The sequence below is a fragment of the Ignavibacterium sp. genome (assembly GCA_032027145.1).
Taxonomy (GTDB): Bacteria; Bacteroidota; Ignavibacteria; order Ignavibacteriales; family Ignavibacteriaceae; genus IGN3.
The window spans coordinates 101,670-115,990 of record JAVSMP010000001.1; the positions used below are offsets into that span (position 1 = coordinate 101,670).

Below are 14,321 nucleotides of genomic sequence, written 5' to 3' on the forward strand. Positions count from 1 at the left end.
GATCTTCACGGATTAGATCAGTCCAAATCAGTTTTATCCGTTTGATCAGTGTCCCATTGCTCTAAAAATTATGAGAAAGTTATGAAACCAAATTTCAAAGAAATAAAACTTGATTTAAAATCTAAATCCATCTCTAAAAAAGATTGGGAAGAAAAATTTAAACAAGAAACCGGGAAAAAACTTATTGATTTTATCTGGGAAACAATGGAACAAATCCCTGTTAAATCACTCTATACAAATGATGATCTGAAGGAACTTGAGCACAAAGATTATCTATCAGGACTTCCACCCTTCTTCCGCGGACCTTATGCAACTATGTATGTTCAGCGTCCGTGGACGATCAGACAATATGCAGGATTCTCAACTGCTGAAGAAAGTAATGCATTCTACAGAAGAAATCTTGCACAAGGACAAATGGGGCTCTCTGTTGCATTCGATCTTGCAACCCACCGTGGATATGATTCAGATCATCCAAGAGTTGTTGGAGATGTTGGAAAAGCTGGTGTTGCAATTGATTCAATTGCAGATATGAAAATTCTGTTCGATCATATTCCGCTTGATAAAATGTCTGTATCAATGACTATGAATGGTGCTGTTCTTCCCGTTCTTGCATTTTATATAGTTGCTGCCGAAGAGCAGGGTGTAAAACATGAACAGCTTACAGGAACAATCCAGAACGATATTCTAAAAGAATATATGGTTCGTAATACTTATATCTATCCACCTGAAATGTCAATGAAAATTGTGGCTGATATTTTCAAATTTACTGCTAAGAACATGCCTAAATTTAACAGCATTTCAGTTTCTGGTTATCATATGCAAGAAGCCGGTGCAACTGCTGATCTTGAAATGGCATATACTCTTGCTGATGGTTTAGAATACGTTCGCACAGGAATAAAAGCAGGGATGGATATTGATGAGTTTGCTCCACGAATTTCATTTTTCTGGGCACAAGGTATGAATTACTTTATGGAAGTTGCAAAGATGCGTGCCGCAAGACTTATCTGGGCAAAGATGATTAAACAGTTCAATCCAAAAAATCCAAAATCAATGTCTTTAAGAACTCACTCACAAACTTCGGGCTGGAGTTTAGCTGAACAGGATCCATTTAATAATGTTATCAGAACCTGCATTGAAGCAATGGCTGCTGCACTTGGTCATACTCAATCACTTCATACAAATTCATTGGATGAAGCAATAGCACTTCCAACAGATTTCTCAGCCAGAATAGCCCGCAATACTCAGCTTTATCTGCAGGAAGAAACTTATATCACTAAAGTTATTGACCCTTGGGCTGGTTCTTATTATGTTGAAGCATTAACCGATGCACTTTTAAAAAAGGGCTGGGAATATATTCTTGAAGTTGAATCTTACGGAGGAATGACAAAGGCTATTGAAGCAGGTATTCCTAAAATGCGAATTGAAGAAGCATCTGCAAGAAGACAAGCCAGGATTGACTCCGGAAAAGAGACAATAGTAGGTGTTAATAAATACAGATTAGAAAAAGAAGATCCGATTGAAATTCTGGAAGTAGATAACACTGCAGTAAGATTATCACAGATAAAAAGACTGCAGGACGTAAAGAAAAACAGAAATGATGATGAAGTAAAAAATGCTTTGGATGAGCTGACTAAGTGCGCAGAAACTGGTGAAGGAAATTTATTGAAACTCTCAATCGTTGCAGCAAGAGCAAGAGCAACACTTGGAGAAATTTCATTAGCAATTGAAAAAGTAAGTGGAAGGTATCAGGCAGTGACAAGAACAATTTCAGGAGTTTACAGCAGCGAATATTCTCAGGACGATCATTTGTTTGAGCAGGTTAGAAAAATGACTGATGAATTTGCAAAACATGAAGGACGCCGTCCAAGAATATTAATTGCAAAAATGGGACAGGATGGACACGACCGCGGGGCAAAAGTTGTTGCAACAGCTTATGCGGATATGGGATTTGATGTTGACGTCGGACCATTATTTCAAACTCCGGAAGAAACTGCACAGCAAGCAGTGGAAAACGATGTTCACGTTGTTGGAATGAGCTCACTTGCTGCCGGGCATAAGACACTTTTACCGCAGCTTGTTGAAGAACTTAAGAAACTTGGAAGAGAAGATATAATTGTTATTTGTGGTGGAGTTATTCCAGCACAGGATTATGATTTTCTTTATGAGCATGGTGCTTCTGCAATATTTGGTCCCGGTACAAAAATTCCGGAAACAGGAATAAAAATTATGGAGTTGATAAAGGAGAGGTTTTAGAATCTTTGAATCTTCATAGTTAGTTTTTAATTGTTTTTACTTCTAAACTTCTGCCAATCCTACTAATTGGCAGCAAAAAATAATTAATAATAGATGAATCAATTATTAGGCGGATTTGTTATATTTGCCTAAGAAATACTTCAAACCAACCTTCAAATAATTCCTAATCTTGGTTCGATTTTTAGGCAGATTTGTTATATTTGCCTTGTAAAAGAACCAAAAGTTTTAGATGGAAGAAATAATTAAAATATTTGAAAAAAATAAAGGTTATGCTCGTATGGTGGAGCTAAAGAAGGCTAATATTCATACAAGACGAATTGCAAATGCTGTTGAATTAGGTGTCATTGAAAAAATAAAACCTGGTCTTTATAAACTAAAGGACTATCCTTGGGATGAGCATGGTAGTTTTGCGGAAGTAAATCATGCATACATGAAAGCTGTAATCTGTCTTACTTCAGCTGCTGAATATTATGAACTGACGACTTTTAATCCTTTGTATATTTCAGTTGCTGTTCCACATAATACTCCAAAGTTTAACCTGGATTATCCACCAATAAAAGTTTATTACTTTGCAGATAGCTATTACTCGCCAGGAATCGAAACCCTGAAAACCAAAAGTGGAATTGTAAAAATCTACAACAAAGAAAAAACAATTGGTGATCTTTTTAGATATATGAAAAAGATTGGTGAAGATATTGCAGTGGAATCTCTAAAAACATATCTGCAAAATCGGAAAGAAAGAAATATTCCAAAACTTATTGAGTATGCAGAAATTTGTGGAGTAAAAAAGAAAATTGAACCGATGGTTAAGGCAATATTATCGTGAAAGAGAAAAAAGAAATAAAAAATGTTGCAGCTTCAGTTAAAGAAAGGTTGAGGAATATTTCGGTTCAATATGGAAAAGAATTTCAAAGTATAGTTAGTCAGTATGTTCAGGAAAGATTTCTCTATCGTCTATCGCAGTCAAACTATTCTAATAATTTAATTTTAAAAGGTGCTTTATTATTTATTGCACACGATATAAGTAGAAATCCTCCGACAAGAGATATAGATTTTCTTGGTATTTCCCTATCGAGCCAAATTGAAGAATGTATTGAGATAATAAAAGATATAGCATCAATAAAAGTTGATGATGGTGTTGAATTTACTACGATAAATATTAAAAGCAAAAAAATAAAAGAAGATTCTGATATTGAGGGAGTTAGAGTTCATATCCCGTATAAGATGGATACAATTAAAGGCTACTTCTCAATTGATATCGGATTTGAAGATACAATAACTAACGAACCTTATGAAATTGAATTTCCTGTTTTGCTGGATTTCCCCTCACCAAAAATACTGGTTTACTCACTCGAATCAGTAGTAGAAGAAAAATTTGAGGCGATAGTAAACCTTAATTTTGTTACGAGTAGAATGAAAGATTTTGATGATTTTGTTTTTATTACGAAGATGAATCCATTCAATAAAACAATACTGAATGATGCTATAAGTAGGACTTTTGAAAATCGGGAAACTAATATTAAAGATAGTGATATAATCTTTAATGAAAATTTTAGAAAGGATATTCAGAAGCAAAAGCAATGGCAAGCTTTTCTACAAGTAAACAAGCTTGATGAAAAAATCAGTTTTCCAGAGGTACTAATCAAAATACAATCATTCATCCAACCTATATTTGAATACAGGACAAAGAATAATTGGAATCCGGATAAATGGAAATGGGAATAATTATTATTTTAACTTTATGAAAAAACAAACTTCAAAAACAGCTGATACTTACAAACCTGACTGGGCTCCAGAAAACGCCGGTGATGAATTTGCTGTACGCATAGTTAAAGGAAAGCAGAGTATGACTGCAAAAAAAGTAGGTTCAAGATTAAACACAAGTTCAAGTGAAATTAAGCGAAAACAACTCTCGGTTGATGAATATGTTGATGGAGTTCTGAATTTTGATCGTAATATTCTGGCTAGAGCAATTACATTAATAGAAAGTAACAATCCCTCTCATCACGATACAGCACAAGAAGTTTTGAAAAAATTGCTTCCACATTCAGGCAAATCTTTAAGAATAGGGATTACAGGTGTTCCCGGTGCAGGCAAAAGTACTTTGATTGAATCACTTGGGATGTACCTGATTAAACAAGGTCACAAAGTAGCTGTATTAACAATTGATCCAAGCAGCACAGTAACAAAAGGAAGTATTCTTGGTGATAAAACGAGAATGGAAAATCTTTCCAAAGAAAAAAATTGTTTTATCAGACCATCTCCTTCAAGCGGAACACTTGGCGGTGTTACAAGAAAAAGCAGAGAAACTATAACAATTTGCGAAGCTGCCGGATATGATATAATACTTATTGAAACTGTCGGTGTAGGACAAAGTGAAGTTACAGTTCGTTCAATGGTTGATTTCTTTTTACTTGTTTTAATTGCCGGCGCTGGTGATGAGCTTCAGGGAATTAAACGCGGCATTATGGAATTGGTTGATGCGGTATTAATCAATAAAGCTGATGGCGATAATGAAAAAAGAGCTAACATATCAAAAGCTGATTACAACAATGCACTTCATTATCTGCAGCCCGCAACAAAGGGATGGACAACTCAGGCTTACACCAGTTCTGCCCTATCGGGTAAAGGAATTCCAGAATTGTGGGAAGTGATAAAGAAATTCGAAAAGACAATCAAACATTCAGGATTTTTTAATCAGAGAAGAAAAGATCAATCAATAGAATGGGTTTTCAGAATGGTTGAAGATTCATTGCATGATGAATTTTATAATAATGAGAAAGTCCAAAACGAGATTGAACAAGTAAAGGACCAACTTTCAAAAGGCAAAACCACCCCAACTCTTGCTGCTGAAAGGCTGCTGATGGTTTATAAATCCCGTTAAGCTAAATCATATCAGCCAATTGTTTCTGAATCATCAATAATGAACAAGAGTATAAAATTCAAAAGCTGATTAAGTAAATAGAGCCTCAATTTTTCCATACCAGTTTTGTTTTTATTATTTTGCATATAGCAAAACAAACAAATTAGGTTTGTAATGGATATAGAAATTCTTTCTCGTTTACAATTCGCTTTTACAATAGCTTTCCACTACATATATCCGCCATTAAGCATAGGAATTGCAATTATTCTTGTGATAATGGAAGGCAGGTATCTTAAAACAAAAGATAAGTTCTACGAAAACATGACAAAGTTTTGGGTAAAAGTATTTGCCTTAACTTTTGCAATCGGCGTAGCAACCGGAATAGTAATGGAATTTGAATTTGGAACTAACTGGGCAACATATTCCCGTTTTGTAGGAGATGTTTTTGGAAGTGCACTTGCTGCCGAAGGAATATTTGCTTTCTTTCTTGAATCGGGTTTTCTTGCAGTCCTGGTTTTTGGTTGGGATAAAGTTGGACCCAAAATGCATTTCTTTTCAACACTTATGGTTTCACTTGGATCAATGTTCAGTGCTGTCTGGATTGTAGTTGCAAATTCCTGGCAGCAAACCCCTGCAGGCTATCACATTGTTGGTGAGGGTATTAATGCTCGTGCTGAAATAACTGACTTCTGGGCAATGGTTTTCAATCCTTCTTCTGTTGATAGAGTTTTACATGTAATATCTGGCTGTTGGTTAGCAGGTGCATTTTTATTGATAAGTATAAGCGCTTATTATATCATTAAAAACCGTCATATTAGATTTGCAAAATCATCAATTAAAACTGCTTTAGTTGTTGCTGTAATTGCATCATTATTTCAATTATTTACCGGACACTCGAGTGCGGTAGGTGTAAGCAATAATCAACCTGCAAAGTTAGCAGCAATGGAAGCTGTCTTTGACGACCAAACTAATGCACATCTTTATTTATTTGGCTGGGTTAATGAAGATAAACAGGAAGTAAATTTTGGTATTGCTTTACCGGGAATGTTAAGTTATCTGATTGGCTTTGACACAGAAACTAAAGTAACAGGATTGAATTCATTTAAAGAAGAAGACAGACCTCCTGTTAACATTGTATTTCAAGCATATCATCTAATGGTTGCTATTGGATTTACACTTATCATATTAAGTATGCTTGGTGTTTTTTTCTGGATCCGCGGAACGATGTTCAAACAAAAATGGCTGATGTGGGCTTTTGTATTTTCAGTATTGTTGCCTCAAATTGCAAATCAGGTCGGCTGGATAACTGCCGAAGTGGGAAGACAACCTTGGATTGTTTATGGATTGTTAAGAACTTCTGAAGGTTTATCCAAAGCTGTTAATGCTGATCAGATCTGGTTTTCTCTTATACTGTTTACTTTGATATATATTGGATTGTTTATCTTATTTATATATCTGCTTAATGAAAAAATCCAGCACGGACCCGAAGATGTTGATGCAATTCCTTCAGAAATAGGACATCCAAAATCATAAAGGATTAACAAAAAATGGAATTTACTTTTGATCTGAATACTATTTGGTTTTTAATAATCGGAATTCTTTTAATCGGTTATTCAATTCTTGATGGCTTTGATCTTGGTGTTGGAGCTCTTCATCTTTTTGTTAAGGATGATACTGAGAGAAGAATTATGCTCAACTCAATCGGACCTGTATGGGATGGTAATGAAGTCTGGCTTGTAACCGGCGGAGGAGCATTATTTGCAGCATTCCCTCATGTTTATGCAACTGTGTTTTCAGGTTTTTACACTGCAATAATGATGCTTTTATTTATGCTTATATTCAGAGCAGTTGCAATTGAATTCAGAAGCAAGCGGCCAATGAGATGGTGGAGACAAATGTGGGATGTTGCATTCAGTATTGCAAGTATTTTTATTGCCTTTCTTGCTGGTGTTGCTGTAGGAAATTTAATTACAGGTATTCCACTCAATGCTGATAAAGAATTTATCGGAACATTCTGGAGTTTAATAAATCCTTATACCGTTTTAGTAGGTGTTACAACTATTGCGCTTTTTATGATGCACGGGGCAATATATGGAGTAATGAAAACTGAGAATGAATTACATAATAAACTTAGAGGCTGGGTTAACAATACAATAATTTTCTTTATCATTTGTTACATTACAACAACAATGTCAACATTAATCTATTATCCGCATATGATTCAGCACTTTAAAGAATTTCCGGCACTTTTTGTACTGGCAATATTAAATATGCTGGCAATTGCAAATATTCCAAGAGAAATTTCTAAAGGAAAGGATTTCTTAGCTTTCCTTTCATCCTGTGCTTCAATCGCTGCCTTATTAACGTTGTTTGCATTTGGTGTATTTCCAAACTTTGTGATTGCATCAAATAACCCTGAGTTTAGTTTAAATATTTATAATGCGGCATCGTCTCAAAAAACATTGAATATTATGTTGATAATTGCATTAATAGGAATACCATTTGTCCTTGCTTATACGATTAGCATTTATTGGATATTCCGGGGTAAAGTTAAATTAAATAATATGAGCTATTAAGAATTTCTTAAGCACTTAGTAAAAAGATTCAATTATATAATCTGGCATTAAAAATAATAATTCGGAGATGAATTGATGGAAATAATTTTAAGCATATTTATAGGCATTGGTTTAGCCGCTGCAGTTGGATTCAGAATTTTCATCCCATTTCTTATTGTTTCAATTGCTGCTTATACAGGAAATCTTGAACTATCAACATATTTCAGCTGGATTGGAACTTTGCCAGCATTGGTGTTATTTGCGGCTGCAACTGTTGTAGAGATTTTCAGCTACTACATTCCCTGGGTTGATAATTTTCTTGATGCAATAAGTCATCCGCTTGCAATATTTGCAGGAATTGTTTTAAGCGGTGCTGTAGTAACAGATTTTCCGCCATTGATAAAATGGTCGCTGGCATTTATTGCCGGCGGCGGAGTTGCTGGAACTATTCACGCTGCAACAGGAATGATAAGATTAAAATCTTCTGCCCTAACCGGAGGTGCAGGAAATCCTATAGTTTCAACTGCTGAGGCTGGCGGATCAATTTCATTATCTCTAATTGCAATTTTTATCCCAGCTGTTGCTGTAATTATTGTGGGAGTTATAACTGTTTATTTATCATTTATGATAAAGAAAAAATTCTTTTCACCGCCTAAGGAGAGTTGATAATCTCAAATTCACCGGGTTTTAGTTTATTAATTTTCCATTGACCTATTGAGATTCTTATCAGTCGTAAGGTTGGATAACCGATTGCTGCTGTTATCCTTCTTACCAGCCTGTTTCTTCCTTCTGTAATAGTTAATTCAATCCAGCTGGTTGGAATACTTTTTCTTTCTCTTATTGGTGGATTTCTTTCCCAGATTATTGGATTATCAATAATTTTTACTTTTGCTACTTTAGCAAAACCATCATTCAGCAACACTCCCCTATTTAGTTTTTGTACATCAGTCCAATTAATTTTTCCCTCTACCTGTGCCCAATAACATTTTTCTAACTTATACTTTGGATCAGAAATCTTATGCTGAATTTTTCCGTCATCCGTTAATAAGACCAAACCTTCGCTATCATAATCCAATCTTCCTGCCGCATAAATATTTTTAATCGGAATAAAATCTGATAATGTTTTTCTTTTTTCTTTATCAGTAAACTGACAAAGAACATTAAAAGGTTTATTGAAAAGAACTATCATTATGCAAACACATAACAGCTTATTGATTTTGTAAATTAAATTCTATTATACACTTCAATCATTTGAACCTTTCTAATCAGGGTTGTCTGTGTTTCAATCAATACTATAACTTATTGTACATTCCAACTATACCCGACACTAAACTCTGTATTCGGAATCGAGACAGGAAGTTTCCCTTTAGCGGATAAAGTCCCGTTCAAAACATTTAACACAGCACGCTGAGATGCTTTTGAATCACTGAAAGTACAAATATAATTTTCTGCATCTGGAAAATTTGAAAGCAAATAAGGACTTTCAAAACTGATTATCAGAACTTTTTTATTTAGAGCAAGTAAATCCTGAAAGAAATTATATTGTATATCTGATACAGTCTTACCATTTACACCACTTCGAATATAAAAGTATGCAGGTACAATTATAAAATCACTGTCCTTCGCTATATCCAACGCCAGCTTATAATCAGAACTAACTGATTCATTGGTTAGAAGTGTGTGTGAATACACAGAAAATGATTCATGAATGATCTGTGAAAAGTGTGCATCTTTAATGTTCTTGCGATTTGTTATATCTATTATAAACATTTTTAAGTATTTGCTTGAGTCTATCGGCAATAATTCTTTATCCGCTTTTACAATTGTAACTGAATTTTCTGCAATAGTTTTTGCAAGCTGATAATGTTCTTCAAGTCTGATTCGTTTAGGCAAAACAGTTTTTTGTTTATAATCTTTAACATCAAGTTTTAACCAGCGTTTAAGTGTTAAGATTTTCTTCACACTTTCATTTAATCTTTCTTTTGTAATTTTGCCGGACTTAACAGCCTCATAAATAGCAGTTATACCTTCTCTTGAATTTAAAGGCATCAATAAAATATCATTGCCGGCATTAAAAGCCATAATACAAGCTTCAGCATTAGAGTAGTAATTTGTAACAGCTTTCATATCAAGTGCATCTGTTATGATTAAACCTTTATAATCCAATTGCTCTTTTAACAGCTTTGTTATGATTTTATATGATAAAGAAGCAGGAATTTTCTTGTTGTTGTCGAATGCAGGAACATTCAAATGACCGCTCATTATCGCTGGAACTTTGTTTTCAATAAGTGATATGAAAGGCTTTAACTCATTATTCATCAGAGTTTCTTTGTTACCACTAATAACAGGCAGATCAATATGTGAGTCAGTTTTTGTATTACCGTGACCCGGAAAATGTTTTGCAATCGGAATCACTCCAGCTTCTAAGGAGCCGTTTACAAACGATAAACAAAATTCTGTAACAACATCTTTATCCTCTGAATACGAGCGAAGATTGATAACAGGATTACCGGGATTATTATTTACATCGGCTACTGGTGCTAAGTTGATATTAACCCCAAGCATCAATGCTTCGATTGCTGTTGCTTTGCCAGTTTGGTATGCAAAATCAGGATTGTATGTTGAGCCCAATGCCATATTATGCGGAAATGTATTTGAAGCTTTCATACGCATACCAATACCATTTTCAAAATCAGCTGAAACAAGCAGTGGAATTTTCGAATTCTTTTGCAGCTCGGCAATCATCGAAGCAGTTTCTTCTACATTACCGGTTGATATAACTATTCCTCCGATTCCATGTAGCTTCACCATTTCCAGAGCAAACCGAAATTCTTTCGATTGCTGATCAAGAGTTTTTCCGAAGACAGCAGGCATAAAAATCTGAGCACACTTATCATACAGTGTCATTGACTCAAGGGTTTTATTTACCCAAAGTTCATCTTCTTCGGAAAGCTCAATCACTTTTCGCGTTCCCCTTGATGATTTATCAATCACATTTTCTTCTCCTTTATTTATACTTGATGGAGAAAATGAAACAAACAATTGAAAAATTATCAGAGTAATTATTACAAATATTAGTCTGCCGAAAAACTTATCTCTCATCTGATTGGTTTATATCTTTAATAACAGCATCGTGCAAAGCAGGACGTACTTTTGTTAAGCCAGAATTTTCCCTGGTTGGATAAACACGATTGGTCAGAAAAACTACAAACAGATTTCTAACAGGATCAGCCCACACTGATGTGCCTGTAAATCCTAAATGCCCAAAAGAATTACTGCTAAAATAATTACCTGCTGTAGATCCTTTTTCGGATTTGGTATCCCATCCTAAAGCCCTTGTACTTCCGGTGTCATATCTTTTGGTAAACATTTCAATTGTGCTGCTTTTTAAAAACTCCCTGCCATTTACTTTTCCTTTATCCATCAGCATAGACATAACCTTTGCAATATCTCCGGCAGTTGAAAAAAGTCCGGCGTGACCAGCAACTCCGTTTAGTATATAAGAGTTTTCATCGTGCACTTCTCCTTGAATAGTCTTCATCCGCCAGTAATTATCTATTTCAGTCGGGGCACAATATTTCTTTAGTGAGTCTGGTACATTAAAATAAGTAGAATTCATTTCTAAAGGTTTAAATATTTCATCTGTGCAAAATCTATCAAGTGTTTTTCCGGTTACTTTTTCAATTACCTTTCCCAATGTAATAAATCCAAGATCGGAATAAATCGTTTTTTCACCCGGATTATATTCCAAAGCTGCCTTGTACAGTTCATTTAACACCTGGCTGTAGTTTAATCCTTTTTCATAAAATCTTATAAAAGCTGGTAAACCGGAATTATGAAGCAACAGATTTCTTATAGTAATATTTTCTTTATTATTATTTCCAAACTCAGGAATATACTTTACGACCTTATCATCCAAACTAAATAAGCCTCTATCTATACAAAGCATTGCTGCAGTGGTTGTTGCAATCACTTTTGTTAAAGAGGCAAGATCAAATATTGTATTATTATTTACCATAGAAGAATTTTCTTCGTATGTAAATCTTCCGAATGAGTTTTCATATATAATACTTCCATTCTGCCAAACTAAAACCACTGCACCGGGAAATGCTTTATCTTTAATGCCATTATTTACAACTGACTCTACATCTTTAAAATCATAATTATTGTTTTGTGCACAAAGGTTAAGAACTAAAAGATTCAGAGAAAGAATAAAAATTGTTTTGAGTTTCATATCAGAATTTCCTTTGTATTTACATACTTAATTTAACCTAAATTACTTTAATGAAAAAATGAGATGTATCCTTTCAATCTAATTGTTATATTTAAACCAAAAGTTTTAGGATTACTATGAGCGAGCTGGAAAAATATTTTTCTAAATTTCGTAAAAATATAATCGGGATTGATGAATCATTTGACACTCCATTCGGTAAAAAGAAAATTATCTATGCTGATTGGATAGCAAGCGGCAGATTATATAAACCTATTGAAGAAAAAATCTGTGAAACATTTGGCCCGCTCGTCGGCAATACTCATTCAGAGGCAAGTGTAACCGGAACTACAATGACTCTCGCTTATCATCAGGCACATAAAATTATAAAAGAACATGTTAATGCAGATAAAGATGATGTGATTATAACTGCCGGGTCCGGAATGACAACAGTTGTTTGCAAATTTCAGAGATTACTTGGACTTAAAATACCTGAACAACTTGTTGACTATATAAATCTCCCTGACGAATTAAAGCCTGTTGTTTTCATAACACACATGGAACATCATTCGAATCAGACTACATGGTTAGAAACCATTGCTGATGTAGTTGTAATCGCTCCTAAAGATGACGGACTTGTTGATATTGACGACTTTAAGAAAAAATTAAAAAAATATAAAGACAGAAAACTTAAAATCGGAGCTTTTACAGCAGCTTCAAATGTTACAGGTATCGAGCCTGATTATTACGAGCTGGCAAAAATAATTCATCAGCATGGCGGATATTGTTTTGTTGATTTTGCCTGTGCCGCTCCTTATGTAAAAATTGATATGCACCCCGCGAACCCTGAAGCCAAGCTTGATGCCATATTTTTTTCACCGCATAAGTTTCTTGGAGGACCAGGAACTCCAGGAGTTTTGATTTTTGATTCCAAGTTATATAAAAACAAAGTACCTGATCTACCAGGCGGCGGAACAGTTGACTGGACAAATCCCTGGGGACAGCATAAGTTTGTAAATAATATTGAAGCGCGTGAAGACGGCGGAACCCCTGCTTTTCTGCAAACAATTAAAGCCGCACTTTGCATAAAATTAAAAGAAGAAATGGGCGTGGAGAACATTAGAAAACGCGAAGAAGAATTAGTTAACCTTGCTTTTACAGGTTTGAAGAGGATACCTAAAGTTCATATTCTTGCAGGCAATATTGAGCACAGGCTTGGTGCTATTTCGTTTTATGTAGAAGATATTCATTACAATCTGATAGTAAAACTTCTTAATGATAGATTTGGTGTTCAAGTACGAGGCGGCTGCTCCTGTGCAGGGACCTATGGACATTATTTATTACACGTTGACCCAAACAGGTCTAAACAGATAACAGATAAAATTGATCAGGGTGATCTTTCTGAAAAACCAGGATGGGTCAGAATGTCAATTCATCAAACTATGACTGATGAGGAACTAAATACAATTATTACCGGAATAGCACAGATTATTTCAAACATCAGTGATTGGGAAAAAGAATACTATTACGATAAAACCAAGAACGAATTCTTCCATATTTCTTCAAACAGCGAAGAATTAAACAGGATTAAAAGCTGGTTCCAGTTTAATTAAACAGTACTTTGTCTATCAATTGACTTTGTGCAGAATAATTCTAAAATACTAGCATAGTTATTCAATATTTGTGCTAAACAAATACATTTTCTTAATCATAAAAAGGAGGGTGTAAATATGTTAGCGATTGGTGCGTATGAAAAATGCAAGCAGTATTTAAAACTACATTCAACTGAGTCTGAAGAAACCCGTGAAGTTTTTCCTTGTATTTCTATTTCACGGCAAAGCGGAGCCGGTTCTTATCAAGTTGTGAATAATCTTTTAGAATATTTACAGCAGAACACCAAACAGCCTGAAAATCCCTGGACCTATTTTAACAAAGAATTAATCTCTCAGGTTCTTGAGGATTTTAAATTACCGAAAAATTTCAGCGCATACTTTGTTGAAGATAAATATAATCATATCTCAGATGCTGTTAATGAACTTCTTGGTGTTAAACCTTCTGAATGGACAATAGTTCAGAAAACAACAGAGATTATTTTAAGACTATCCAGATTCGGTAAAACAATTATTGTAGGAAGAGGCAGTGTAGTTATTAATACTAAACTGCCAAATTGTTTTCAGATTAGATTAGTAGCTTCCTTAGATAACAGAATTAAACACATACAGGAAGTATTTAATCTTTCAAAACCTAAAGCATTGGAGTATATTACAAAAGAAGAAACTAGCAGAAAGAAATATCTGAAGTCGCATTTTTTTAAAGATACTGATGATCCGTCACTTTATCATTTAATTTTAAACACAAGCAAACTCAGTTATCAAGAGGCGGCTGAGATAGTTTTTAATTTTGTTCAAAAAAGATATCCACAGTGTTTTAATAAATAAAA

General features: G+C 34.5%; 12 protein-coding genes. 9 read left to right on the forward strand and 3 right to left on the reverse strand.

The genetic code is table 11. The annotated features are described in order from the left end of the window. Positions 1-81: 81 nt before the first annotated feature. From scpA to ROY99_00415, 7 genes are all read left to right on the forward strand, one after another. On the forward strand, positions 82-2,253 hold the full coding sequence (scpA, locus tag ROY99_00385; protein MDT3694812.1) for a methylmalonyl-CoA mutase: 2,172 nt from the start codon (positions 82-84) through the stop codon (positions 2,251-2,253). Positions 2,254-2,482: 229 nt separating this feature from the next. Continuing rightward, complete coding sequence (locus tag ROY99_00390; GenBank protein MDT3694813.1) at positions 2,483-3,079, forward strand: hypothetical protein; 597 nt, start codon at positions 2,483-2,485, stop codon at positions 3,077-3,079. After that, positions 3,076-3,978 (forward strand): nucleotidyl transferase AbiEii/AbiGii toxin family protein, encoded by a 903-nt coding sequence (locus ROY99_00395; protein MDT3694814.1) that lies wholly within the window; start codon positions 3,076-3,078, stop codon positions 3,976-3,978. Before ROY99_00390 ends, ROY99_00395 begins: the two co-directional genes overlap by 4 nt. Positions 3,979-3,994: 16 nt before the next feature. Next, complete coding sequence (gene meaB, locus ROY99_00400; protein ID MDT3694815.1) at positions 3,995-5,137, forward strand: methylmalonyl Co-A mutase-associated GTPase MeaB; 1,143 nt, start codon at positions 3,995-3,997, stop codon at positions 5,135-5,137. Positions 5,138-5,290: 153 nt separating this feature from the next. Continuing rightward, positions 5,291-6,649, forward strand: coding sequence for a cytochrome ubiquinol oxidase subunit I (locus ROY99_00405; GenBank protein MDT3694816.1), 1,359 nt, complete (start codon positions 5,291-5,293; stop codon positions 6,647-6,649). 14 nt (positions 6,650-6,663) lie between these two features. Then, complete coding sequence (gene cydB / locus ROY99_00410; protein ID MDT3694817.1) at positions 6,664-7,692, forward strand: cytochrome d ubiquinol oxidase subunit II; 1,029 nt, start codon at positions 6,664-6,666, stop codon at positions 7,690-7,692. A gap of 75 nt (positions 7,693-7,767) precedes the next feature. Then, on the forward strand, positions 7,768-8,337 hold the full coding sequence (locus tag ROY99_00415; GenBank protein ID MDT3694818.1) for a DUF4126 domain-containing protein: 570 nt from the start codon (positions 7,768-7,770) through the stop codon (positions 8,335-8,337). On the opposite strand, the gene ROY99_00420 is transcribed toward ROY99_00415, so the two are convergent. The 3 genes from ROY99_00420 to ROY99_00430 all read right to left on the reverse strand — a co-directional run bounded on the left by ROY99_00420 (position 8,324) and on the right by ROY99_00430 (position 11,905). After that, positions 8,324-8,860 carry a pseudouridine synthase gene (locus ROY99_00420; GenBank protein ID MDT3694819.1) on the reverse strand — a complete coding sequence of 179 codons (537 nt, stop codon included), beginning with the start codon at positions 8,858-8,860 and terminating at the stop codon, positions 8,324-8,326. The two genes, ROY99_00415 and ROY99_00420, sit on opposite strands and share 14 nt — an antisense overlap. A gap of 110 nt (positions 8,861-8,970) precedes the next feature. Then, positions 8,971-10,773 carry a glycoside hydrolase family 3 protein gene (locus ROY99_00425; protein ID MDT3694820.1) on the reverse strand — a complete coding sequence of 601 codons (1,803 nt, stop codon included), beginning with the start codon at positions 10,771-10,773 and terminating at the stop codon, positions 8,971-8,973. After that, positions 10,763-11,905: a serine hydrolase domain-containing protein gene (locus tag ROY99_00430; protein ID MDT3694821.1), complete on the reverse strand. Its 1,143-nt coding sequence runs from the start codon at positions 11,903-11,905 to the stop codon at positions 10,763-10,765. Before ROY99_00430 ends, ROY99_00425 begins: the two co-directional genes overlap by 11 nt. A 116-nt stretch (positions 11,906-12,021) precedes the next feature. On the opposite strand from ROY99_00430, the gene ROY99_00435 reads away from it, so the two are divergent. Both ROY99_00435 and ROY99_00440 read left to right on the forward strand, forming a co-directional pair. Beyond that, positions 12,022-13,494, forward strand: a complete 1,473-nt coding sequence (locus ROY99_00435) for an aminotransferase class V-fold PLP-dependent enzyme (protein MDT3694822.1) — start codon at positions 12,022-12,024, stop codon at positions 13,492-13,494. 117 nt (positions 13,495-13,611) lie between these two features. Beyond that, positions 13,612-14,319, forward strand: a complete 708-nt coding sequence (locus tag ROY99_00440) for a cytidylate kinase-like family protein (GenBank protein MDT3694823.1) — start codon at positions 13,612-13,614, stop codon at positions 14,317-14,319. Positions 14,320-14,321 lie beyond the last annotated feature (2 nt).